At 62.3% G+C, this 22,648-nt stretch carries 25 protein-coding genes; all 25 read left to right on the top strand.

Annotated features, from left to right (window positions below):
- Positions 1-66 precede the first annotated feature (66 nt).
- The 25 genes from ACIBK6_RS15220 to ACIBK6_RS15340 all read left to right on the top strand — a co-directional run bounded on the left by ACIBK6_RS15220 (position 67) and on the right by ACIBK6_RS15340 (position 22,570).
- Entirely contained in the window at positions 67-369 is a 303-nt protein-coding gene (locus tag ACIBK6_RS15220; protein ID WP_399051679.1) for an HNH endonuclease, read from the top strand.
- Positions 370-394: 25 nt separating this feature from the next.
- On the top strand, positions 395-580 hold the full coding sequence (locus tag ACIBK6_RS15225) for a hypothetical protein (protein ID WP_399051680.1): 186 nt from the start codon (positions 395-397) through the stop codon (positions 578-580).
- Positions 581-582: 2 nt separating this feature from the next.
- On the top strand, positions 583-1,020 hold the full coding sequence (locus ACIBK6_RS15230) for a hypothetical protein (protein ID WP_399051681.1): 438 nt from the start codon (positions 583-585) through the stop codon (positions 1,018-1,020).
- 12 nt (positions 1,021-1,032) lie between these two features.
- On the top strand, positions 1,033-1,599 hold the full coding sequence (locus ACIBK6_RS15235; protein ID WP_399051682.1) for a hypothetical protein: 567 nt from the start codon (positions 1,033-1,035) through the stop codon (positions 1,597-1,599).
- Between the two features lie 36 nt (positions 1,600-1,635).
- On the top strand, positions 1,636-2,655 hold the full coding sequence (locus tag ACIBK6_RS15240; RefSeq protein ID WP_399051683.1) for a hypothetical protein: 1,020 nt from the start codon (positions 1,636-1,638) through the stop codon (positions 2,653-2,655).
- Between the two features lie 22 nt (positions 2,656-2,677).
- On the top strand, positions 2,678-4,198 hold the full coding sequence (locus tag ACIBK6_RS15245) for a phage portal protein (RefSeq protein WP_399051684.1): 1,521 nt from the start codon (positions 2,678-2,680) through the stop codon (positions 4,196-4,198).
- A gap of 96 nt (positions 4,199-4,294) precedes the next feature.
- A complete protein-coding gene (locus ACIBK6_RS15250; protein ID WP_399051685.1) occupies positions 4,295-4,861 on the top strand; it encodes a hypothetical protein in 567 nt (188 codons plus the stop codon).
- 20 nt (positions 4,862-4,881) lie between these two features.
- Positions 4,882-6,000: a hypothetical protein gene (locus tag ACIBK6_RS15255; protein ID WP_399051686.1), complete on the top strand. Its 1,119-nt coding sequence runs from the start codon at positions 4,882-4,884 to the stop codon at positions 5,998-6,000.
- Positions 6,001-6,038: 38 nt separating this feature from the next.
- Positions 6,039-6,422 (top strand): hypothetical protein, encoded by a 384-nt coding sequence (locus tag ACIBK6_RS15260; protein ID WP_399051687.1) that lies wholly within the window; start codon positions 6,039-6,041, stop codon positions 6,420-6,422.
- Positions 6,403-6,732 (top strand): hypothetical protein, encoded by a 330-nt coding sequence (locus ACIBK6_RS15265; RefSeq protein ID WP_399051688.1) that lies wholly within the window; start codon positions 6,403-6,405, stop codon positions 6,730-6,732. Before ACIBK6_RS15260 ends, ACIBK6_RS15265 begins: the two co-directional genes overlap by 20 nt.
- 50 nt (positions 6,733-6,782) lie before the next feature.
- Positions 6,783-7,061, top strand: a complete 279-nt coding sequence (locus tag ACIBK6_RS15270; RefSeq protein ID WP_399051689.1) for a hypothetical protein — start codon at positions 6,783-6,785, stop codon at positions 7,059-7,061.
- Positions 7,058-7,441, top strand: coding sequence for a hypothetical protein (locus tag ACIBK6_RS15275; RefSeq protein ID WP_399051690.1), 384 nt, complete (start codon positions 7,058-7,060; stop codon positions 7,439-7,441). Before ACIBK6_RS15270 ends, ACIBK6_RS15275 begins: the two co-directional genes overlap by 4 nt.
- Positions 7,442-7,551: 110 nt before the next feature.
- The gene (locus tag ACIBK6_RS15280) at positions 7,552-8,466 is read left to right on the top strand and encodes a hypothetical protein (RefSeq protein ID WP_399051691.1); all 915 of its coding nucleotides are present in this window, start codon (positions 7,552-7,554) and stop codon (positions 8,464-8,466) included.
- A gap of 14 nt (positions 8,467-8,480) precedes the next feature.
- Positions 8,481-8,753, top strand: a complete 273-nt coding sequence (locus ACIBK6_RS15285; protein ID WP_399051692.1) for a fibronectin type III domain-containing protein — start codon at positions 8,481-8,483, stop codon at positions 8,751-8,753.
- Positions 8,754-8,835: 82 nt separating this feature from the next.
- Entirely contained in the window at positions 8,836-9,123 is a 288-nt protein-coding gene (locus ACIBK6_RS15290) for a hypothetical protein (protein WP_399051693.1), read from the top strand.
- Between the two features lie 119 nt (positions 9,124-9,242).
- The gene (locus ACIBK6_RS15295; RefSeq protein WP_399051694.1) at positions 9,243-9,530 is read left to right on the top strand and encodes a hypothetical protein; all 288 of its coding nucleotides are present in this window, start codon (positions 9,243-9,245) and stop codon (positions 9,528-9,530) included.
- An 8-nt stretch (positions 9,531-9,538) separates the two neighbouring features.
- Positions 9,539-15,343, top strand: a complete 5,805-nt coding sequence (locus ACIBK6_RS15300; RefSeq protein WP_399051695.1) for a transglycosylase SLT domain-containing protein — start codon at positions 9,539-9,541, stop codon at positions 15,341-15,343.
- Between the two features lie 66 nt (positions 15,344-15,409).
- The gene (locus tag ACIBK6_RS15305; protein WP_399051696.1) at positions 15,410-16,405 is read left to right on the top strand and encodes a phage tail domain-containing protein; all 996 of its coding nucleotides are present in this window, start codon (positions 15,410-15,412) and stop codon (positions 16,403-16,405) included.
- 56 nt (positions 16,406-16,461) lie between these two features.
- Positions 16,462-17,751, top strand: a complete 1,290-nt coding sequence (locus ACIBK6_RS15310; protein WP_399051697.1) for a siphovirus ReqiPepy6 Gp37-like family protein — start codon at positions 16,462-16,464, stop codon at positions 17,749-17,751.
- On the top strand, positions 17,752-18,849 hold the full coding sequence (locus ACIBK6_RS15315; RefSeq protein WP_399051698.1) for a hypothetical protein: 1,098 nt from the start codon (positions 17,752-17,754) through the stop codon (positions 18,847-18,849). It begins immediately after the preceding gene.
- 12 nt (positions 18,850-18,861) lie between these two features.
- Positions 18,862-19,671: a hypothetical protein gene (locus ACIBK6_RS15320; RefSeq protein ID WP_399051699.1), complete on the top strand. Its 810-nt coding sequence runs from the start codon at positions 18,862-18,864 to the stop codon at positions 19,669-19,671.
- Between the two features lie 118 nt (positions 19,672-19,789).
- On the top strand, positions 19,790-20,512 hold the full coding sequence (locus tag ACIBK6_RS15325) for a hypothetical protein (RefSeq protein WP_399051700.1): 723 nt from the start codon (positions 19,790-19,792) through the stop codon (positions 20,510-20,512).
- A gap of 8 nt (positions 20,513-20,520) precedes the next feature.
- Positions 20,521-21,744, top strand: coding sequence for a hypothetical protein (locus ACIBK6_RS15330; RefSeq protein ID WP_399051701.1), 1,224 nt, complete (start codon positions 20,521-20,523; stop codon positions 21,742-21,744).
- Entirely contained in the window at positions 21,728-22,282 is a 555-nt protein-coding gene (locus ACIBK6_RS15335) for a hypothetical protein (RefSeq protein WP_399051702.1), read from the top strand. Before ACIBK6_RS15330 ends, ACIBK6_RS15335 begins: the two co-directional genes overlap by 17 nt.
- A gap of 9 nt (positions 22,283-22,291) precedes the next feature.
- Complete coding sequence (locus ACIBK6_RS15340) at positions 22,292-22,570, top strand: hypothetical protein (protein WP_399051703.1); 279 nt, start codon at positions 22,292-22,294, stop codon at positions 22,568-22,570.
- Positions 22,571-22,648 lie beyond the last annotated feature (78 nt).

The following is a 22,648-nucleotide window of genomic DNA, read 5'->3' on the forward strand; positions in this document are numbered from 1 at the left end:
TCGCGAGGAGCGGGATCACAACTTCACGGAGGAGGACCGATGCCCAGGGCGAAATCAATCTGTCTGGTGAGCGGGTGCACCTCCGTAACTTCCCTGAACGGACGCTGTGATTCACACAAGATCGTCCGCAAGGGCTGGGACAGGAAGTCCGCTCGGAACCTGTCCCGGCCGGGCGACTGGTCCTCGCGCAGGGTCAAGGTCCTCACCCGAGACCGCTTCACCTGCCAGAAGTGCGGGATCAAGGAAAACCTTCAGGTCGATCACGTCGTTCCGGTGAGCCGCGGTGGCTCCTGGGATCTCGACAACCTCTGGGTGCTGTGCGGCAGATGCCACGCGCTCAAGACCTACTACGAGGACCGCCGCCCTTGAGCGGCGGTTAGTTCATTCAGGAGTGATGATGCACGACTCCGATCCCTGGGACGCCTGGGCCGACGAGTACGACCAGGACCAGGCCCTCCTGCGTCAACTGCGGCCGACCAAGGCTGCCTTGAAGCGCCAGTGGCACCAGGAGGCCGTGACCGAGCTGGAGGAGCTTGGCGAGCTGTACGGGGTCGGTTCCTCCGTGATCCGGAGGTGGTGAGCGTGGCGACTCGACGCGGGCCCGCCCCGAACCCCAGCGCGGTACGACGCAACACCACACACGCCCTGGGCGAGAAGCCGTTGACCGGGAAGGCCGGGGCCGGCAGGGAACTACCGAAGGCCCTCGGGATCGAGACGAGTGCGGCCAAACGCTTCTGGAAGACGTGGAGTCGCGCTCCCCAGACCGAGGACTGGATGGAGACCGACTGGGCCGAGCTGGAGCTGACGACGAAGCTCGTGGATCTCTTCTACCAGGGCGACACCAAGTTGGCCGGTGAGATCCGTCAGCGGGTCGGCAAGTGGGGCGCGACCACTGAGGATCGCGCGAGGCTGCGAATGTCCTTTGACAAGCAGGTCGAAATGGAGTCCGCCAAGACTCCGAAGGCTGCTTCCGACACCGACATTGATGCGGAGCTGTTCAAGCTATTGAGCGAGGGTTAGAGGTGATGCCGGATGGCTCAAACGGGAAACCTTCCCACGGGTGTTCCGGCACCGAACGAAACCCTGGGATACCAGGTGATCAGGTGGGCCCAGAAGTACATCGTCCAGCCCGACGGCGAAGATGCTGGCGAGGCTTGGAAGTTCACTCCGGAGCAGTTGAAGTTCGTCCTCTGGTTCTATGCGATCAACCCGGACGGTACGTGGAAGTACTCGGCCGGCACCCTGCGCAGGGCGAAGGGCTGGGGCAAGACACCTCTGCTCGCCGCTCTGGCGATCGTTGAGTTCATCGGCCCCTGTCGGTTCTCTCACTTCGACAAGAAGGGGATGCCGGTAACGAAAAGGGCTCCGCTGCCTGTTGTGCAGCTCGGTGCTACCGCGCTCGACCAGACACAGCAGACACTCGACATGATCCGAGGAATGCTCTCGGAGTCTCCGGCCGAGAAGGAATACGGCCTGGAGATCTCGAAGTCCATGGTGCAGTTCAAGTCCGGGAAGCCGGGCTCGATCTCCCCGAAGGCGACGAGCGGTAGGACCAACGAGGGGAATCGCCCGACCTTTGTCTGGGCCCCGGTGGCTTAGTCTGCTGGGGCCCAGACGATGAAGTGATTTGTACTCATGGACGAGGTCCATCACTGGGTGGGCTCGAACGGTGGCCCGGACTTCTACCAGGTCCTGAAGCGCAATGTCGAGAAGACGACCAAGGCTGGTAGCCGGTGGGTCACCACCACCAACGCTTTCAACCCGAACGAAGACAGCGTTGCGCAGCAGATCTTCGAGTCCGACATGGTGGCGCAGGGCTACTGGCTCTACGACTGTCTTGAGGGCTCGATCGAGGTCGAGGAGATCCGCGACGAGGAGAAGGTTCGGGCCGCCCTCACCGAGGCGTACGGGGACGCCCACTGGGCCGACATTGACGGTCTGACAAGAACGATTCTCTACGACCGTACGACTCCTGATTCGACGTACTGTCGCTTCTTCTTCAACCAGGTCGCGGAGAGTTCCGACGGCTGGATGAACAAGGCCGAGTGGGACGCCTGCGAGGCGGACCCGGCTGACGATCCGATACGGGCCGGCGAGCAGATAGCCATCGGCTTTGATGGATCGGTCCGCGGAGACGGCACAGCTTTGGTGGGCATCCGCCTGCGTGACGCGAAGCTGTTCACCCTCGGCAAGTGGCTCCGCCCCGAACATGCACGGGATGACTGGGAAGTTGACGTGTTGAGTGTCGAGGCTGCGGTGAAGCGTGCCTTCGGAACGTACCGCGTTGAGTGGATGTACGCGGACCCACCCTGGTGGCAAGAGAACATCGGCCGTTGGGCGGTCGAATGGGGCGACGATTACGTATTTGAATTCTGGACGAACAAACCGACTCGAATGGTTCAGGCCGTGGAGAGGTTCCGTACGGCCGTGCTCGTTGGTGACCTCTCGCACTGCGGTGAGCCCGAGCTTACCCGCCATGTCCTTCAGGCGGTTGTGAAGGAAGTTCCTCAAGGCGATCTGATCACGAAGGACTCGCCGCGATCCAAACGAAAGATTGACCTCGCGGTGGCTGCCGTACTTGCACTTGAAGCACGCGCTGACGCGATTGCGGATGGACGTCTCCAGATCAAACGGAGGCGAGTAGTCGGTTTCTGAGCCCCGCCTGAAAGGGGCCCAGATGGCTACTGCCGCGCTCGACACTCCGGGCAACGAAGGCGTGATGTCGCCGCCTTCTACTCCTCAGATGTGGATGGATTACCTGTCCTCGAAGCTCGCTTCCCGATCTGGGAATTACAAGCGGTACGGCGAGTACTACGACGGCAAGCACCAACGGATGCTGTTCGCCCAATCCAAGTACCGGACGGAGTTCGCTCACATCTTTGAGCGTTGGAACGACAATTTCTGCGGCTTGATCATCGACTCGGTGAACGAGCGCATGTTCATCGACGGCTTCCGCCTCTCGCAGGAGCCGACCGAGGACAAGATCGCTCGGGAGATCTGGCAACGGAACCGACTCGACTCCGAGTCCAACTCCGCCCACCTGGACGCGATGATTCAGGGCGCGGCCTACGCCGTTGTCTGGGGTGACGACCAGGACGGCAAGGGGCCGAAGGCCGTCGTCTCCATCGAGTCGGCTGAACACGTCGCCATCCAGTACAAGCCCGGCTCCCGCCACGAGATCGAGGCCGCTGGCAAGTTCTACGTGGACGACTGGGGCCGCCAGTTCTGCACCCTGTGGTGGAAGGACAAGGTCTACACGGGTGACTGGAAGATCGGCGGCTACTCGATCGACCGGACCGAGCTGAACCCGCTCGGCCGACCTCCGGTGGTTCCGATCCAGAACCGCTCCCGACTCGTCGGTGAGCCCATGTCGGATCTGGCCACGGTCATCCCCCTCCAGGACGCGATCAACAAGACGGTCGCTGACTCCCTAGTCGCGTCGGAGTACGCGGCCTGGCCGCAGCGGTACGTCACAGGTCTGGAGATCCAGGAGGACGAGAACGGCAACCCAATCGAGCCGTTCAAGGTCGCGGTGGACAAGCTCCTCCAAGCCGAGGATCCCGCTGCCTCCTTCGGGCAGTTCGCCGCTGCTGACCTCAGCAACTATGTGGACCTGGTGGACATGCTGACCATGCACATGGCCAGCGTCGCCAGGGTCCCGTTCCATTACATGCTGAAGGGCGGCCAGCCTCCATCCGGTGACGCGATCACTTCTGCGGAAGCCGGCCTGGTCTCGAAGACCAGGGAACGGATGCTCCACTTCGGTGAGGCGTGGGAGGAAGTCATACGCCTGGCCATCGCCGTCGAGAACGGTGGCCAGCTCCAGGAGGAGTACGAGGCCGCGGAAGTCATCTGGCGTGACCCGGAGAACCGGACCGAGGCACAGCACATCGACGCCCTCTTGAAGCTCCAGCAGCTCAACGTTCCAAAGCAGCAGCTCTGGCAGGACGCGGGCTACACACCGTCTCAGATCGCTCGCTTCGACCAGCTGCTTGAGGAGGAGGCCAAGACCGAAATGGAACGGGCCGACAAGTACCAGACGCAGGCTCAGCAGCAAGAGCTTGAGCTTGCGAAGCAGGGTGCTGCCTCCAAGATGGCCGTGGACCAGGCCAACATCAAGGCCAAGTCCGCGAAGGATGCTCGGAAGCCCCCGCAGGGCAACTCGGGAAACGCGAACCGGCAGCGGTTCGAGAAATAGCAGTAACGTTTTGTCGAGGCTCCTGAAACGGGGGCTTTTTATTTTCCACCGAAGTTGGAGTGTGCGACTTCGGCTGATCCGAAATGGATGATCCACATGGACGAGATCAAGAACGACCAGACCACTGTCGAGCAGGGCCAGTCCCCGGAGGATCAGTCGCCCGAGGTGGCCGCCCTTCAGGCCGAGATCGACAAGTGGAAGGCAATGAGCCGAAAGAACGAGGAGCGTTTCAAGAGCGCTTCGCAAGAGCTAGACGGCTTCCGCCAGTCTCAGATGACAGACACGGAGAAGGCCATTGAGGCCGCTCGGGTGGAGGCGCGAAGCGCGGCCCTCTCCGAGGTTGGAACAAGGCTCGTCAATGCCGAGCTTCGTGCCGCTTCCTCTGCGGTCGGAGTGACCCTCCCTAGTGCTGAATTCCTGAATCTGGGCTCGTTCCTCGATGAGTCGGGTAATCCCGATTCCGTTCGTATCGAGGCGTTCGTCTCGTCCCTCCCTAAGTCGGGTTCTGGCGCTTCCTACGCCCAGAACATCGGCCTCGGTCGTCAAGGGAGCCCGGCCGCCGGCCAGCTCACTCGCGAAGACCTCTCCCGCATGTCTCCCAGGGAAATCAACGAGGCCCGCGCTGCGGGCAAGTGTGACGCACTTCTGCGAGGCGAAATCTGATCATTTCAGTGAGGTAATACATGGCTACTCCTAACTTCAACGCTGGCTTTACTAATCAGGCTGGCAACAACTCCGGCGCAGGTTCCCTTCAGTCGGATAAGACTCCGGGTCAGTTCATTCCGGAGCTGTGGACTGCACAGCTCCTCCAGGACCTTGAAGACAACCTCATCCTCGGTTCTGCTGAGATCACCAACCGGAACTACGAGGGAGAGTTCCGTCGCGAAGGCGACCGCATCCGTATCCCGCACTTCGTTGACACCGTGACCGACAAGGGTCTGGTCAAGGCTTACGGCGACATCGGCGAGAAGGACCACGCGGCCCTTGAGTACATCCCGATGACCGTGGGAAAGGGTTCGAGCTTCCACATCGAGATCGACGCCCTTCACCAGCTCCAGACCAAGGGCGGCATCGACCTCATGTCTGAGCTGGTTCGTCAGCGTGGCCGCCAGGCCGCTGTCTCCATCGACAAGATGCTGGCGCAGACCCTGATCGCTGCTGCGGTCGGCAAGGATGCCAACGGCGCCGAGACGATCCCCGCCGACCCCAAGTCGCTTCCCGACCTGCACGGCAAGATCGACACTGTCAGCTACGACAAGATCGGCGCCCGGGAGACCGAGTACATCGGCGCGTATGACTACGTGGTTGCGATGCTTGAGAACCTGGACCTGAAGAACGCGCCGGACTCCCGCTACCTGTTCATCTCCCCGCGCCTGCGGTCGTTGCTTCTGCGTGACCCGAAGTTCATCGACGCCTCCCACTGGGGCGGTGGCGCGGTTATGCCGTCCGGTGTGATTGGCTCCATCCTGGGCCTGCCGGTCCGCGTGTCCAACACGCTGGGTGCCGCGAAGCCGGACAAGGCCGCTCTCGTCAAGGGCCGTCGCCACGACGAGTTCAATTCCGTGGACATGTTCATGGGCTCGACCGCAGCCACCTCCCTCGTGATCCCGTTCGCGCAGATGGAGGCATACAAGCCTGAGAAGTCCTTCACGGACGCCATCAAGTCCCGCGTCATCTACGACGCCAAGGTGATCCGTCCCGAGCAGCTTCTCATCGCCACTGGCGTCGAGAAGGCCGTCAAGGACCACAACACCAAGGCGGACGAGGCCAACCGCAAGGTCATCACCAAGACGCAGCCGTAAGGGATTCTCTCTTTTGCCCCGAAGTTGGAGTGTGAGACATGTTCGTCACTGTTGATGACGTTGAGGTCCGCCTCGGGCGCAAGATCGAGGGTACTGAGAAGCCGAGGGTGGAGGCGTTCATTGAGGACGCCTCCGCCCTTGCGCAGGACTACTGCGGTTCCGGCTTCCGGGAGTCAGCCGGCATCAAGGCCGTGATCTGCGCCGAGGTCATTCGATGGCTCGCGGTCCAGCCGGGGATCGTCTCTGAGAAGGTCGGAGACATCCAGGTCGAGTTCGGCACGTCTGCCACCACTCAGTCCCTGTCCCCCGCCGCCAGGACCTCCTTGAAGAAGTACCGGAAGAAGCTCGCTTCCGTTCCGTTGGCGGTGGATCAGCCCAAGTGGGACGAGGTGATCGTCCCTGATGCCGACCCTATTCACTGATCCAGTACAGGTATGGCGGGCGGAAGTCATCGAGTCCGCGTACACCAAGAAACGCGACTGGACGAACAAGAAGCTCGTGTTCGAGGGGCTGGCGAACACCCAGCCTGACAGGGCTTTCGAGGTCCGCTCCCCCGAACGAGAAACGGCACAGGAACGCATTCTCATCTACCTGCCTCACGGCACCGACGTGGACTCCGCGGACCGCGTATTCTTCGGCGGCCACTGGTTCGAGGTGGACGGTAACCCCATGGAATGGACACATCGTTCGCTTCGCCATGTCCGCATTCGAGCTTGGAGGGTTGAGCACTGATGCCAACACGAGTACGCCTCAACCTCAACGAGCGAGCGATACAAAGCACAATGTCCACCGCCGAGACAGCCAAGCTGCTGTCACAGAAGGCTTCGAGGGTCGCGGCGATAGCCCGTCAGGATGCTCCCAAGAACCGACGCGGCTCCTGGAACATGTACGCCCGCTCCCTCAGCGTCACAGTCGGAGAGCTGGACGGCATGGTTCATTCATTCGTCCAGGCAGACCGCCACGCCCTCCTGATCGAGTACGGGTGGCGGGACAAGGGGGGCACCCGGCATCCCGGGAACCACACGCTCAAGAACGCCCTTATGAAGGAGCGTGAGCAGTGAGGGTCGATCCGGTTGCTGTGGTCTTCGACTTCCTCAAGGCCCAGAAAGAACTAACTGACTCTGTCACTGGTGATCTTGTCGGCCGTGAGCCGGATCAGACCACCATCTACATCGAGCACGCCGGGGGCTTCCGAGTTGTCCGCGCCTCCATGGACAGGGCCGACATCACGTACCAGGTGTATGCGCGGGACCGCCAGGAGGCCGCCGAGCTGGCGTACGCCGTTCGCGAGCTTCTGCTTGAGACCCTGCCGGGCCGGCAGGTCGGTGACGCCCTGGTGCTCGACGTGGCCGAGGGGAACTCGCCCCGCTACTTCCCCGACGCGATCTCGCGGGAGCACACGTACCAGGGCGAGGTGACTCTCTTCCTGGTCGATTCCTGAGCCTGCAACGCTCTCTATTTTTTTGCTCTCGAAGTTGGAGTGTGAGAACTCTCCCGGCTTCTCAGCCCCCTGCCATGGGGGCTTTTTCATGCCCAGAAACAGGAGGCCCTATGGCTGATCAGACCGGCAACTCCGGCAACGCGAAGAAGATTCGCTTCGCCCCGCAGGGCGAGATCTATGTTGCGGATTCGCGCACCGTTAAGGAGCTGCCTCGCGACTGCACTCCGATTGCCGAGAACGACGTCTTTAAGGCTCTCGGTTACGTGGATGAGGGCGGCGTCACCATTACCCCGAGCATCGAGACCGACCCGGTGAACGTGTGGCAGTCCGCGGTGCCCGTTCTCTATAACGTGAAGAGTGCGTCCTTCCAGATCAAGGCCACTCTCATGGAGACTAACGAGCTGACCACTCAGCTTTTCTTCGGCGCAAAGTGGGTGCAGGCGAAGGACACTGACGGCTCGGTGATTGAGGGCGTGTGGCGTCTCGACCTGAAGTCCACTCCGGAACTCGACGAGCTGGCCATTGTCGTTGACTGGTCTCAGACCGTTGACGGGCAGCCGGTTCGCTACCGTTGCGTTATCGGCCGCGCGATGATTTCTGACCGTGGTGCTATTCAGCTCCAGCGCGCCGAGAACGGGAAGTTTGAACTCACCATCGAGGCGCTTGACCACTCCGGTTCGCTCGGCTACGTCCTGACGGACGACAAGGTTAAGGACGACCCGGTGACCGTTCCGATTGAGGTCACGCTCCAGCCGAGCACGGTTGCTCAGGGCGGCCATTTCGACGCGGTTGGCAAGGGCTTCCCGAAGGGTGAGACCGTCTCGGTTACCGTTTCCCCGAGCGGCGAGAAGTTCACTGCTACCCCGAAGGCGGTTGGCGAGGACGGTACGTTCACGATTCCCGTGGTCGTTTCTGACGATGCTCCGATCGGTGCGAACTACGTGGTTTCCGCGAAGGCCGGCGCTGCTGAAAAGGTCGCCGCGACTGACAAGCTCAAGGTCGAGGCCAAGACGCCGACTTTCTAACGGCCCCAGTGGTCATGCAGTCCACTCCGGAGACCGAGGCAATTACTCTGGAATGGTCCGCTTCCACGGCTAACGGGGCCACCCCTGACATCACGTACGACGTTACGGAGACCAGTGGAAAGGCACCTGGCAAGACGGGCCTGAAGGGTCTCAAGTCCAAGGTGACCGGCCTGACTCCTGGCACGGCCTACGAGTTCCGTGTCACCGCCAAGGCGGAGGGCTACGCGAACGCTGCGTCCGGACCTCACCAGGTTTCCACTCTCTCGCCGGAAAGCTCCGGCTCCTAACTGTATGTATCCCCGTGGCGGGGAGGGAGAAATCCCCGCCCTCTCTCATCCATCCCACCCCCAAAGTTTTCTGGAGTCCCCCATGGCTGCTGCTAAGAAGAACACCGTCGCGAAGGCCGCTGAGGCGAAGGCCGAGCCCACCAAGTTCGATTTCAAGGGCGAGATGTTCGTGATCCCGGCTCCGATGGATCTCTCTGACGATGTGCTCGACGTGATCGAGGATGGCGGCGGTGAGCGCGCTATTGCCCGCGCGATCATCGGCCAGGAGCAGTGGGCCACGTACAAGGGACTCCGTTGCACGATCGGTGAGTTCAATGACTTCCTGGATCTCGTCAGCGAGGCCGCCGGCTTCGGTGAGTCGGGAAACTAATTCAAACCGCCCGCATCCTCCAAGACCACAGTGATCCCCTTGAAGCGGACCTTCTGTCTCACTTCGGGGTTGACCTACTGGATCTGTGGTGCGGGCGGATGTCGTTGAGGCGTCTTCACGTGCTCGTTCAGGGCCTGTTCAAGAAGCCTGGTGAATCTCTCCTGCTCATCGACCTGGACGAGGCGACTTCATGGACTGAGACAAACCACATTCTTGCCCGGATCAGCGACGGCTTGGAGCTGTCGAACTATCTCTTCATCAAGGCCAATTCCGCAGAGGAAGACGACCTTGAACCTCCGAAGCCACTTCCCCGGCCGGGTCAGGTTGCTGAGGAGCCGAAACCTCAACTCGCTCTTGCCTCCGGCGAAGAGGTGGCTGATTTCTTCACCAACTTCGGCAATCTCTAGGAGGCCGTATGGCTACACGAGGACGGGCGCCCGTCAAGGTCGGCTCGGGCTACATCGAGATCTTTCCGGAACTGTCTAAGACGGGTCTGTCGAAGATGCGTGGTGACCTGACTCGGCAGATGACCCGCATGGGAGAGCAGGCCGCCAAGTCGTTCTCCGCGTCGGTAGGCAAGGGCTTCTCCACGTTCGCTTCGGCCGCCTCCAAGGCCGCCAAGTCGGCTAAGGCCGCGACGGAGAAGGAGGCGGTGGACACCTCCAACAAGCTCCGTCAGATCGAGAGGTCCCTGACCCGCTTCCATGGCGATGAGGCTGGCAAGCAGTTCCGGACCTACCGGAACCTCGCCAAGCAACGAGAGCAGCTTGAAGAGGGCACCTCCAGGGCGACCAGGAAGGCCCTCAGCGACACGGTTCGAGCGAACCGTCAGGCCGCTCAGGAGACCCTTCGGGAGGCTCGGCAGCAGGAGCAGGAGAAGGCTCGGCTCCAGCGTGAGGGGCTGGCGGAGACTCGTCGTCGCATCCAGGCCGAGAAGACCGAGGAACGGGCCCTGGCCGCCGAGGTCCGGCAGGTCAAGCAGCAGCAGGCAGCAGCAGCCCGTCAGGCCGTAGCTGAGCAGAAGGCCGCGGAACGCGAGCTGGCCGCCGCTGCACGTCAGCGGCTGGCCGAGGAGCGCGCCGCGCACATGGCCCGTCAGGGCTTCCTCCGTGACGAGCTTCGGGGCCTTCAGCAGCAGCGATCGGAGTTCGCTGCCACGATCGCCGCCAACCGACGTCAAATCGCTACGTGGGACCACGACCACAGGACCTCAACGCGCTCTGCTGGACAGCAGTGGAAGTCGCTCGGGCAGGCCACGGAGACGTACGGCCAGAACTTGGAGCAGGTTGGTCGCTCGATCAACCAGAACTTGGTGATGCCTCTGGCTGCGGCTGCTGGAATCATGACCAAGATCGGTGCGACCAGCGCCGATATGCAGTTCTACTCCTCGGAGGGCCTGAACCGGGCCGGCTTCAATCAGAAGGAAGTCGCCAAGGGGATTCAGTCCATCCAGGACTTCGCCGTCAAGACGCCGTTCTCGCTTGAGGACATGACGGACAAGTTCTCGCAGGTGGCTCGCAACTTTGAGTCGTACGGCGATTCAACTTCCAAGTCGCTCCAGAAGTCTCAGCTCCTCATCAAGGGCATCGCCGACTATGCAGCGTCCTTCGGTGTCACGAACCCGGAGAAGGTCAAGGGCGGCATGATGGCCGCCGACATGATGATGGACCAGGGCAAGTTGTCCACCCGTTATCTCCGTCAGTTCGTTCGCGGCACCGGCATCCCAATGAACGAGATCGGAAAGATCGCCGGCTACAAGGGTGGTCCCGACTTCCTCAAGGAAGTGCAGGACCCCAAGGGCGGCGTGAACTCGCGTGAGTTCTTCGACAAGTTCATCAAGGCATACCAAAAGGCTCCGGGCGTCAAGGGCTCCGCGGAAGCCCTCGGTACTGGCTCCATCGGTGGTCACTTCACAGCGGTGAAGGAACAAGCTCAGTTGAACCTGGGCAAGTTGTTTGGTCAGTTCAATGAGGACTCAGGGAGGTTCGAGTGGACCGAGCTGGGCCAGAACACTCACAAGCTGGCTGACCGCCTCGGCAAGCTGATCGAAGACCCGGACTTCCAAAAGCTCTCCGGGGGCCTGACCGGAAACCTTGTCCGGGCTATCAACCTGTTGATCACCGGCTTCGAGAAGGTTCAGGGGTTCCTCAACGACCACCCGGCCATCAAGAACCTCGTGGCTCAGGTCGTCAAGCTCGCAGTGGTCCTCGGCCCCCTTGCCATCGCAACAGGGCTACTGACCAAGACCTTCGGCAAGATCATGAAGTCTGTCTCGCCCCTGGTGAAGGTCGGCGGCGGCATAGCCAAGGGGGCCCGCGGAGCCTTCCGGACGACCAACCAGTTCCTCTCCGGCGTACAGGCCGGCCGAGGCGGCTTCCGTGAGGCTTACCGGCAGCGTCGCGCCGACTACCACGACGGGGATGACCGCTCTGTTGCTCGTCGGGGCCTGGATCGCGTGCGTGGGCAGGACAGCCGCTCGACGCAGCTCACGGTGCAGACGAGTGAGGCCGAGGCCGCGCTTCGTCAGGTGGATCAGAAGATCCAGGAGATTCAGAACCGCATCCACAACCTGAACCAGGAGCGCTTGACGCAGATCGCGTCGGAGCTGGGTGGCGAGGGCGGTACCTCGGTTCGCGGTCGAGCCAGCAGCGCGGACCGGGAGATCGGCCAGGCTCGGCTGTCCGTCGGTGAGCTGGATCGGTCTCCGTTGACCGAGCTCGGGCAACGGTTCATCTCCCTCAAGGAGAAGGCCGGGACGGCGGAGAGCGGCATCAAGCAGGTTCACGCGGCTGTGCGCGATCTGAACGACGGCCGTCTGGGGATGGTCCGGCAGCAGTTCGAGTACCTGAAGGACAAGTCCGACACTTCCCAGCGGCACATCAGCGCAGTGTCCCGAGAGATCCAAGAGGTCAACGGTCGTTCCCTGGGCCAGATCCGGGGGCGGTTCAGCTCCGATCTCACTCCAGCGGTCAAGGGCTCGTACACCCAGGCGAAGGACCTCAACTCCAAGATCATCGACGTCAACGGTCGGGGACTCGGCTCGGTAACGAGCAAGGTCCGGACTCTGGCCGATGCCCTGGACAAGGCCGAAGGCAAGGCAGGCGGTCTGGAAGGCAAGCTCATTGCGGTCAACGGGCTCACCGGCTTTGGTGGGGGCGGCGACAGCAAGGGGAAGGGCAAGGGCGGCAAGAAGCACGCTTTGGGCGGCGTCATCCCCGGCTACGCGCCGGGCGTTGACAACTATCACGCTCTCCTCTCCCCGGGTGAGGCGATCCTTCGGCCGGAGGTCGCAAGCGCCCTCGGCTCGGACACCATCAACTCCTGGAACGCTGCTGCGGCACGTGGGCACATCGCCCGCCACGCCAAGGGCAAGGCGGGCAAGGGATCGTCCAAGTCCGGTAAATGGCCTCTCTCCATTCTGGAAGAGCTGTACGACATCGTGAACATCGGCCCCGGAATTGGGTCATTCACGGGTGGTATCGGCATGGCTGACGCAGGCCACGCCATCGGCGGCACGACGGGCTCGAACGTCCGCCACTGGGGCGCTCAGGCTGGCGGCGATGGCGCCGGCCGACTCGTGAACGACCGCTTCGGGAAGATGAAAGACTTCATCCTTGAGCGAGTTCCCTCGTTCCTGACGAAGGCTCCCACTGGAATCGGAAATCTCATCGGCATCGCCGCAGGCGGCATCGCGCCGACTGCCGGACAGCTCTTTTGGGATGACGTCTGGAAGGGTGACGGGAACATCCTCCAGCGTGGCGGTCAGTTCATGACCGACATGGTGAAGTCGATACCTAAGATCCTCAAGGATCTTGTATCGAACATCTGGGACTCCGGCGCCGAGATCCTCGGTGCTTTGAAGGACGCGATCTCTGATCCTGTCGGCTTCTTCAACGATGCACTGTCGTCGGTGAAGGAAATGTTCCAGGGCATGGTCGACCAGGTTCGTGAGATGGTCCGCCTGCTCCAGGAAATCTGGTCGAATCCGTCGGAGTACGCCGAGGAAGTCTTCGACAATTTCATTGTGCGCGTCAAAGACTTGCTGCCGAATACGACGGGCCTCTTCAAGTTCGCGGACGGCGGGATCGTCCCTGGCTACTCTCCGGGCAACGATCGCGTTCACGCGATGCTGTCGCCGGGCGAAGCAGTCCTTCGCCCGGAAGCAGCTCGGCTCCTCGGACACTCGATGGTCCGACAGCTCAACTCTGGCGCGAAGCAGGGCACCCTTTCTGCGGGCACAAAGTTGGAGTGTGACACTCCTCTCCCGGACGCGGAAGCGTACGAGGAGGCGGCAGCCAAGATCCGTGCCGTGCTCGATTCCCTGAGCAAGGCCGTGCAGGCTCACCGCGCGTCGGTCTCAGCTGACTGGGACCAGGTGGCGGCCAAGATCCGCACGGCAGTGGACAGCGACATCAAGCCCGCTCAGCAGCGCTGGATTCAGCACATGCAGGGACCGCTTTCCCAGACCGAGCGGGGCTTCCAGAGCACCAACCGAGCCGTATGGACAGACGTCCAGTCTCAAGTCGGTTCGTCGGTCTCCCAGGCGTCCAGCTCCCTCACCCGCCTGCGGTCGAACCTGGACACCACCAAGCAGTTCTTCGAGTCGGCCTCGACCCGAATCCAGGAAGTATGGCGCTCTGCCATGTCCTACGTGGACTCGTCCACCAGGAGCACGGTGAGCGGCCCGTACAACCGTGGTGCGGTCTCGATGATGTCGGCAATGGCGAAGCTCGCCGGTACTCAGGCCCCGCTTAACGCGGTGCACTTCGCGACCGGCGGCATCGTGCCGGGCTACCAGCCCGGTGTCGATACAGTCCCGGCGATGCTCTCCAAGGGCGAGGGCATCCTTCGCCCTGAAGTCGTGCGCGCGCTCGGCGCAGAAACGATCGTGCGCTGGAATGACCAGGCCCGCAAGGGTGGGCACGTCTACGCCAACGGCGGCGTCGTCGGTCAGAAGAACTGGTCGGGCCAGACCGGCGGGGACTGGGTCACCAAGCACAAGGACGACGACTACGAGGGCTACACGGCGGCCTTCGCAGCGGGCTGGAAGTCCGTCATCAAGCCGATGCTCGAATCGGTCCCCAGCTCCTTCGGCGTCGCGGGCGATCTCAGCACGCGGGGGTTCGAGAAGGGCCAGCCGTGGGCCGAGAAGTGGACCAAGTGGGTTGACGACCACACCTCGGGTGGCGGCCAGGTCGTGAAGGTCGCCCTGGAGGAGTTCCGCAACGAGGCCCCGATGGTGGGCGGCTCGAAGTACAACCTCGGCAACGGTGAAGCCTGGTGTGCCGACTTCATCTCGTACGTGGTGGACAAGGCCGGGGCGAACGCGGCCTACGGGGGCTCCCCGAAGGGGGCACCGCAGAACCGCTGGCCGGCCGTCGCGACATGGAACGCGGCAATGCGTCACGTGCCGGTCTCCCAGTCGCAGCCGGGTGATCTGCTGACCTACCAGGGCAACGGGCACATCAACCTCAAGACGGGTCCGGACGAGACGGTTGGAGGTAACGAGTCCAACTCCCTTAAGCGGGCCCGCGGTTACTGGCGTAATGCCACGGCAGCTCTGCGTCCCACGGGCGGAACGGCCACCTCTGATGGCCCCGTTCTGAACGCATGGCCGGGCAGCATCCCGAAGTTCTCGGGGACGCTCGGTGGCGGTGTTGATGGCGATATCGCTCAGGCCATTGCCAAGGCGATGGGTCTTACCGGCGTCGGTGGTTCCAAGTGGGCTGATGGCATCGCGACGATCATTCGTCGCGAGTCCGGGGGCAACCCGAGGGCCATCAACAACTGGGATTCCAACGCCAAGGCCGGCAACGCCTCTCGCGGTCTGATGCAGGTGGTTCCTACGACGTTCAAGGCGTTTCACCAGTCCGGTACGTCGTGGGACATCTTCGATCCGGTGGCGAACATCGCCGCCGCGATCAACTACATCAAGTCCCGGTACGGAGACATTTCCCGTGTCCAGCAGGCCGACCCCAGCAAGCCCGCAAAGGGCTACTGGACGGGAACCAACTACGCGTCTCCTGGTCTCGCCCTCGTGGGCGAGAAGGGGCCCGAGTTGATCAATTTCCGTGGTGGCGAGCGGGTCTACAACAACGGCGAAACCCGAGATCTTCTCGGCTCCCGTTACGAGATCCACATTCATGAGGCCAAGAGCGAAGACACCACTCAGGCGGTGATTCGCGGGCTCAAGTACGTGGAGACCATGTACGGCATGTAACAGGTGGCATGAAGGGCCCCGGCTTCGGTTGGGGCCCTTTGTGTTGCCTGGATAGCGAGGTGTTCAATGCCAATTCCGGGTTACCGGCTCCCTAGTTGGGAGGACAACGCCCCGATCATCGGAGTCCCCCCGGCGCCCGATTACTGGGGCCACACCAAGGTCACCATCACGGGAGCCAACGGCACGGGTGAGGAGATCCACCTCACCGACTTTTCCGGCCGCTCCTGGCCGGCCATCTTCTTGCAGGACGGTGCAACGGGCCTCGACATGCCTCCGATGGAGGTCTACACGGACACAAGCCCCAACTTGGATGGCGGCTGGTTCCGCTCCACGAGGGCGGCCGAGCGACAGATCCTGCTCCCTCTCTACCTGTACGGCATCGACCGCAGGACGATCCTCAACCTCAAGCGCAAGCTCTCTCGAACACTCAACCCGAAGAACGGGCACTGCGTGCTGCGCTTCACCGAGGGCGACAGCACATCCCGACACCTCACCGCCTACTACAAGGGCGGCATGGAGGGCAACGAGGGCTCGGACAATGCCGGGTTCACCTGGTGCCGGTACGGCATCCAGCTCACGGCCGACCCGTGGTTCTACGGAGACCGCGACGTGATCGCGGAGTGGAAGACCGGCGTCGGCCGGGTCTTCCTGAAGGGGACCGGAAAGCCGTTCCTCCCGCTCGACATCAGCGAAGGGACCATCTCCTCGCGCGGGGTCGCCATCTTCAACCCCGGCGACGTGGAGGCGTGGCCGGTCTGGCAGCTCGACGGCCCTGTTCGTTCGTTCACGATCTCCAGCCCGGACGGCCGCCAGTTCGGCATCAACCCCAAGGACACGAGCAAGGACCTGATCGCTTCGGGCGAGACGCTGACGATCGACACGCGTCCCGGCTACAAGACGATCACCCGCTCCAACGGCGAGAACTTCTGGCCGCGCCTCGATCCGTGGCCCGCGATGTTCGAGCTGCCTGCCGGTGAGTCGAAGGTCAACGTCCAGATGAATCCGGGTGCGTCGAACGCGGCTCTCCGCCTGTCCATCCGTCCCCGCTTCGAGAGCTACTAGGGGGACCGATGGGCTACAGGATTTTCGTCCGGGACTCCCCTGGAGCTGACGGCAGGATGCCGCTCCTCGGGGAGATAGACACCTGGATCAAGCTCGACTTCACGGTTCGTTTCAACGCCCCTGGCGCTTGGCAGATGCTCGTGCGGGTCGGTACGCCGCACGAGCGGCTGCTGAAGCAGGGCCGCGGAATCGTCATCTACCAGGACGGGGTTCCTGACCCCATCTTCAGCGGGGGCATCGAAGCCTTCGAGAAGTATTGGACGACCGAGCAGCACACGGGGCCAGGCTCGGTGTTCGTCGGCGGGAAGTGTGACAACCAGATCCCGTTCAACTACCTGGCCTTTCCCTCGGTAGTCGGTGAGGGCACGGACGCGATGAAGCTCCGGCCCATCTCGAACCAGTGGGATGGGATCGACAGGCGACCCGCAGGCGGCACCGTGGGCCAAGCCGTGTGGGTCGAGTGTGACTTGGCGTTCGGTGCCCGCGCGCTGCCTGACCGTGTGCTTCCCGGCGTCGTGGTGGGTGCTAACCCGAACCTTGGCGACGAGATCAAGGACACGCTTCGCTACGACAGCCTTGGGACCAAGTTCGGTGACTGGCTCAAGGACAAGCAGACCGGCTACCGGTTCCTCTACAACCCGACGAGCCAGAAGATCGAGCTGAAGATCGCCGACTGCCGTGACCTCGGGAAGCTCATCCGCTTCTCCCCCGAGCTGGGGAACGTCAAGCAGTACACGTGGCAGCTCAAGGCCCCCACGGTGACCCGGGCCATCGTGGCCTGTCAGGGCGAAGGCAAGGACCGGTACATCTTCCAGGCCACCGACACCGAGGCCGAGAAGGTCTGGGGCTCGGTGGTCGAGTTGTTCGTGGACCGCCGTGACATCCCTCTGAAGACCGTCAACGGCAGGGTCGAGCTGGCCGCCCGCAAGAACGACAACGGCACCGAGGACATCGGCACCGGCCCGGACGGAAAACCGTGGCCCGGCAAGACGCCGGCCGATCAGAAGGCAGCAGCCCTCAAGCACTACACGGAAGCCGTCCAAGAGGCCGCGAAGAACGCTCTCAAGGAGGGCGAGAAGTCAGGCCACTTCCAGGTCTATCCCATCGACACCCCGCAGTGCATGTACGGGCGGGACTACGTAGTGGGCGACATCGTGACCGTGGAAGCCGATGGCCAGACGATCACGGACAAGGTGAATGAAGTAACCATCACCGTGGACGACGGCGGCCAAGTCGAGTCGGTGACTCCAAAGATTGGCGATCAGGGAACTGGTCAGCCCTTGAACCTCTACCGGCAGGTCTTTGAAATGCGAGAGAAGCTGCGCAAGTTGGAAGCGAGGATGTAAATGGCTGAGATCAGTTACCCGTTCGACAGAGATACCAACATAGGCAAGCCCGAAGAGGGTGGAGGCCGGGCGGCCGTTACGCAGAACGACTGGCAGAACCTCGCAACACAGTTCGCTGACGACCGGATTGACCACGTTCTGAATAGCGGAAACATGGTTGCTGAGTCGATGCCCTTCTATGCCGAGGTGTACGACGTGAACACCATCAAGGTGCAGCGGGGCGAGGCCACGGTCGGCGGCTTCTACTACAAGCTGGACGCGCCGACGACGGTTCGCGTGGAACACAACCTCGACCAGAAGTACGACCGCCAGGACCTTCTTGTGATCCGGGTCGATCTCGCCAAGGGCTACGGCAAGGTGGAGGTGTCCCAGGGGGCGGCCACCGCCAACCCCCAGGTGCCGAAGGTGCTCAAGGAGCGCGGAGGCCGGTGGGAGCTTCCTCTCTACGTGATCCGTGTCCCCAAGAAGCAGGGCCAGCCGGTCATCTCCCCTGTCCATCCATACAAGGCCCCGGAGGACGTTTCTGCGGTGGCCCCGGCTCAGTCGGTGGCCGCACACCAGGCGGAGGGCTCGTTCATTCGCAACCTTGCCCCATCGGCCGGCGGTGGCCAGTACGAGGCGTTTGCCGGTGCTGATGGCTTCGCCATCACGCGGGACCTGGGTGACACGAGGACGTACACGCCGGAGATTCGGTACACGCGAGTTACGCCCAAGGGGTTGGTCACCAGGGGCCGTTACCGGCGTATCGCTCCCAACCTTGTCTGGTACTCCGTCGATATCAACAACCCGACCAATACCGACTATTGGAATGACGCGCAGGACAACTGTATGGCTTTCACTCTCCCCAAGGATGCACAGCTTCACGGCGCCAACGGGCAGGTGTTCTCGGGGGTCATGGTGAACGGCGGATACGACGCCGGTATGCCGAACTTTGTAGACCTCCGCGGCTACACGTGGGGTGGCCATAAGGGCGACTACGTTCGGATGCTTTATCAGAACCCGAAGTACCTTCACGAGGGTCTTGATTACCTCCGTGTCTTCCCTCGCAAGTCGTACATCCTCTTCTCCGGCGTCTACGAGACGCAGGGCCTCAAGTAACCGGGAGGGCACATGGCACGCAACGTATTTGGTGGCACGGCTGCGGACGCGGCTGAGAACGAATCTGGTGGCCGCCTGCCGAATCTGAAGGGGCGGGTCTACCTCACGGAGGAGGACCCGAACGAGGTGAAGGACCTCCTCGACATGGCGGGCAACGAGCTGAAGGACGGCTTGCTCACCGATGAGCGAGGCATGATCCCGATGTTCCAGGGCCCGTATGGGATCGAGCAACTGTGGGTGGACTTCAATGCCGGCCGCGTGATGCTGACACCGAATGACGTCGGCAAGCGGCTCCAGTCACACCTTGTGCAGGATGACCCTCACGGCTCGAAGCAGTACACCAATGACCGGCTGGGGAACTATGTCACCCTGCCCGGTACCAACACCATTCCACTCGAAACGGGGCGCAGGTGGCTGGAGATCTTCAGCCGGGACGTTACGCCTAGCGGTGACACCCTCGTGCAACGACAGGCAGGAGACGACAAGTTCAACTTCGCCCTCCGGCAAAACGGCAGCATCATCCACGTTTCTCACTCCGCCGACAATATTCCGCTGGAGATCCAGGCAGGCGACAAGCCTCACAAGTACGCCGTGGTCATCAACGATGGAAAGAAAGGCAACTCGGACTCCGCGTTCAAGGTGGACTTCGCAGGCAATATCAACAGCAACGGAAACGCTACAGTTGGTGGGGATATAGCAGTCGGCGGAACCGTGACGGCATCAAACATCGGCACGGCCCGAGTCTTCTCCGGGACGGTTGATCCTGCCTCCCAGGGAGTCACACTCAAGCCCGGCGACATCTGGGTTCAGTATGGCAGCTAGCTATAACAAGGTCGTTCTCTGGGATGGAACCCGATGGACTGAACTGCCGAAGAAGATGTGGGACGGGCAACAGTGGACCGCTAAGCCGAAGTTCAAAGTCTGGGACGGCGCGGAATGGATGACCAAGTATCCCGACCCCGTGTACTACCCAGCCTGGCTGGACTCCAACGGCGGCATCAAGGACGGCGAGTACCGGACCTTCAAGCTCCCCCAAGGGATGCGCCTGGGGGATTTTGTGGTGACCCTCTGCGTGTCCCGCGATTCCATGCCGCAACTCCTCAACCCGGCCGGGAACCTGACCGCCACCAAGCAGCTCGCCTCCGGCACCTGGGTCTCAGCCGTCATGTTCCGGTACGACGGCGAGTGGAACCTCCGCAACGGTGACTCGGTGCGCTGGAGAGTTCCTGGTGGCGGAGGAGCCACGATCGCGACCTACGTCTACCGAGGAGCGGAGACCCGAGACATTCCGATCACCCCGTTCCATGAGGTGAAGGAGTACGCGAATGTCAGCGAGGCCCCCCTCAACTCTCCGGCCGGAAACACGACTCTGTTCCTCGCACTGACCGAGGCGAAGAACCTGACGCACGTGCAGTTCCCCGAGGGGGTGACCTCCCACAAGCCGCCCATCCAGGGCCGGTTCGGGGAGTTCCAGCTTCTTCTTCATTCTGGCGACATGCCCGGCACGGGCAGCGAGGGCTTCGGCAAAGTCCTCTTCGACACGACGGTGCCGGCCGCGGCCGTAATCACCATCAAGATCCCCGGCGACCCTAACGGCCAGGGGATATGGGTCCTTGGCGATCCTGTGGCTTCCGTTCTCGGTAACACGACTTATCTCCTGTGAGGTGATCCATGCCCAAACCAAACCTGTCCCGATGGGGCAAGCGGGAGGTGATTTCCCCGAAGACGATGAAGGACCGCATTACGGACCCGCAGAAGTACTACGGAAAAATGCCGTACTTCTCTGCTCAGGGGTGCGCCAGCAACACCACCAACCCGCGAAGCGGCATAGCCCTCTACAAGGGTCGAGTCGTCGATGTGTTTTGGCCTGAGAACAATGTGAAGAAGTCCGGGTTCACGACTTCTGCCGACGGTAAATACTTCATCGTCCCCGAGGACGGTATTTACCACATGCACTTCCAGGCATCCACCTACGGGACGAAGAACCGGCCTACGGGCATCAACGTCAATGTCTACATAGAGGCCGAGAACAACGCTGCGGGCAACGGCGCGGTGGGTGAGCTCGGAGTGGTGATTCAGCAGCACCTCACGACGAGCTTCTACCACACCGTTCCGGTAGGGGTGACTGAGTTCCTGGCTAAGGGGACCAAGCTCAAGGCGAAGGTGTACCTCGACGGCGGCGCCGAAGGGAATTGGGTGATCGCTGACGGCTCGGTCGATACTGCCTTCTACGCGTTCATGATCGCCCCGAGTTCCGAGGGCTGGCACTACGCCACCCCTGGGCCGGCCTCCGCAATGAAGCCGTGGTCCGACACCGAGTTCGTTGACGAGAAGCGCATGAACGACCAGACCACCGACCAGTTCAATGCTCTGGAGAACCGGGCACGGGTGACCGGCCGCGGAGTCACCTTCAACTGGAAGGGCCAGACCGAGGAGAAGAACGCGGTCACCTGGGCTGGCATCTACCGAAACAGCGCCATCTCCGGCTGGCTCCAGGAAACAGAGGCCGCCCCCGGCTGGGGCGCCAAGACGGCTGTGGAGATCCCCTGGGACGGCATCTACCTGGTGTCCGTCCTCGGCAACGCCCGGCACAGTGCACAGCCCATCGCAGACGTCCAGTACGTCTACCAGATCGGTGTTTACGGCAGTGGGGGCACAGGCGCGAAGCCGCTCCTGCTCAGTCAGGGTGGCAACGCACGAGTGGGCCATGAGGCGGGCCAGGTCATCAGCGACGTCATGTTCCTCCAGGCGGGCACCAAGCTGAACGTCCGCTTCTGGGGCGTGAACGCGGCAACGAACTGGGACTCCGGCCGCAGTGGATCAGTGGGCGTCACCCGCTGGTGGAACTTCGCAGTCACCTATCTCGGAAGGGGGACGTATGGCAGCGGTGGATGAGAAGTGGTCGAGTCGCCAGAAGGTTGACGCAGCCACGATGAATCGCGCTTCTTACACGCCGATCCAAACTCTCGCCAACCCCCCGAGTATGCGGGCGGCAGGCATCTCCAATGACAACGTAAACGGGCAAGTCCCGCTCACCTGGCAGCAGGTGAGCACCACGGGCGGGTTCACGTCCAAGGACCGGATCGACTTCAAGCCCCCTGTCCCCGGCCTCTACTGGGTGAACTGCACGGCCACGCTGACGACGCCCGCGAGCTGGGATGGACTCACCAGCACCGGAACCTTGCTCCTTCAGGTGGGAACCGCTGAAGGCTCATCGAGGCTGACCGCCATGAAGGGCTTCACCTCAACCAAGGTCAAGGGCAGTTATCAAGCTGCTCACACTTCCGGCCTGATGTATCTGAACGCCAACCAGAGCATCTGGGCTTCCATTCAGGGCTACGGCGGAACATGGACCAAGGCCAAGTCCGGCAACCCGGATGAATCTCTCTCCGCCTTCTCCGCGGTACTTATATCCCCTGACGCGACCAGCTAGTGAGGCCGCATGAGCACAACAACCTTCATATTGGATCTCTTCGGGATCGCAGGAACCCTGGCCACCGTGATCGGTGGCTTTATTGTTGTCCGGGCAGCCAAGGAGGCCAAGACAGCCGAGGTGTGGAAGGCCGAAGCCGAAGCCCAGAAGGCTCGCGCTGATCGCCTCCAGGAGGACCTGACCGAGATCAAGGACCGCCTTGGCCGCATCGAGGAGGAGAACAAGCGCCTCGTGCAGCTGGTCTCCACCATCGACCCCGAGCGACTGATCATCTTCCGTCCCAATTGAATGAACGAACCAACCGAGATCGGTTAGTTCACGCAGGGGGCCGTCCAACCGGGCGGCCCCTTTGTCATGCCCGAAAGG

This window comes from Streptomyces sp. NPDC050485, from assembly GCF_044458185.1.
Lineage (GTDB): Bacteria > Actinomycetota > Actinomycetes > Streptomycetales > Streptomycetaceae > Streptomyces.

What these genes read in the sequence shown, in the direction of transcription:
- ACIBK6_RS15280 (WP_399051691.1), top strand. Translation starts at nt 7,552, where the DNA reads ATGGCTGATCAGACCGGCAACTCCGGCAACGCGAAGAAGATTCGCTTC.
- ACIBK6_RS15300 (WP_399051695.1), top strand. Translation starts at nt 9,539, where the DNA reads ATGGCTACACGAGGACGGGCGCCCGTCAAGGTCGGCTCGGGCTACATC.
- ACIBK6_RS15330 (WP_399051701.1), top strand. Translation starts at nt 20,521, where the DNA reads ATGCCCAAACCAAACCTGTCCCGATGGGGCAAGCGGGAGGTGATTTCC.
- ACIBK6_RS15320 (WP_399051699.1), top strand. Translation starts at nt 18,862, where the DNA reads ATGGCACGCAACGTATTTGGTGGCACGGCTGCGGACGCGGCTGAGAAC.
- ACIBK6_RS15340 (WP_399051703.1), top strand. Translation starts at nt 22,292, where the DNA reads ATGAGCACAACAACCTTCATATTGGATCTCTTCGGGATCGCAGGAACC.
- ACIBK6_RS15240 (WP_399051683.1), top strand. Translation starts at nt 1,636, where the DNA reads ATGGACGAGGTCCATCACTGGGTGGGCTCGAACGGTGGCCCGGACTTC.
- ACIBK6_RS15290 (WP_399051693.1), top strand. Translation starts at nt 8,836, where the DNA reads ATGGCTGCTGCTAAGAAGAACACCGTCGCGAAGGCCGCTGAGGCGAAG.
- ACIBK6_RS15310 (WP_399051697.1), top strand. Translation starts at nt 16,462, where the DNA reads ATGCCGCTCCTCGGGGAGATAGACACCTGGATCAAGCTCGACTTCACG.
- ACIBK6_RS15225 (WP_399051680.1), top strand. Translation starts at nt 395, where the DNA reads ATGATGCACGACTCCGATCCCTGGGACGCCTGGGCCGACGAGTACGAC.
- ACIBK6_RS15260 (WP_399051687.1), top strand. Translation starts at nt 6,039, where the DNA reads ATGTTCGTCACTGTTGATGACGTTGAGGTCCGCCTCGGGCGCAAGATC.
- ACIBK6_RS15315 (WP_399051698.1), top strand. Translation starts at nt 17,752, where the DNA reads ATGGCTGAGATCAGTTACCCGTTCGACAGAGATACCAACATAGGCAAG.
- ACIBK6_RS15325 (WP_399051700.1), top strand. Translation starts at nt 19,790, where the DNA reads ATGACCAAGTATCCCGACCCCGTGTACTACCCAGCCTGGCTGGACTCC.
- ACIBK6_RS15305 (WP_399051696.1), top strand. Translation starts at nt 15,410, where the DNA reads ATGCCAATTCCGGGTTACCGGCTCCCTAGTTGGGAGGACAACGCCCCG.
- ACIBK6_RS15235 (WP_399051682.1), top strand. Translation starts at nt 1,033, where the DNA reads ATGGCTCAAACGGGAAACCTTCCCACGGGTGTTCCGGCACCGAACGAA.
- ACIBK6_RS15245 (WP_399051684.1), top strand. Translation starts at nt 2,678, where the DNA reads ATGGCTACTGCCGCGCTCGACACTCCGGGCAACGAAGGCGTGATGTCG.
- ACIBK6_RS15335 (WP_399051702.1), top strand. Translation starts at nt 21,728, where the DNA reads ATGGCAGCGGTGGATGAGAAGTGGTCGAGTCGCCAGAAGGTTGACGCA.
- ACIBK6_RS15255 (WP_399051686.1), top strand. Translation starts at nt 4,882, where the DNA reads ATGGCTACTCCTAACTTCAACGCTGGCTTTACTAATCAGGCTGGCAAC.
- ACIBK6_RS15285 (WP_399051692.1), top strand. Translation starts at nt 8,481, where the DNA reads ATGCAGTCCACTCCGGAGACCGAGGCAATTACTCTGGAATGGTCCGCT.
- ACIBK6_RS15270 (WP_399051689.1), top strand. Translation starts at nt 6,783, where the DNA reads ATGTCCACCGCCGAGACAGCCAAGCTGCTGTCACAGAAGGCTTCGAGG.
- ACIBK6_RS15265 (WP_399051688.1), top strand. Translation starts at nt 6,403, where the DNA reads ATGCCGACCCTATTCACTGATCCAGTACAGGTATGGCGGGCGGAAGTC.
- ACIBK6_RS15250 (WP_399051685.1), top strand. Translation starts at nt 4,295, where the DNA reads ATGGACGAGATCAAGAACGACCAGACCACTGTCGAGCAGGGCCAGTCC.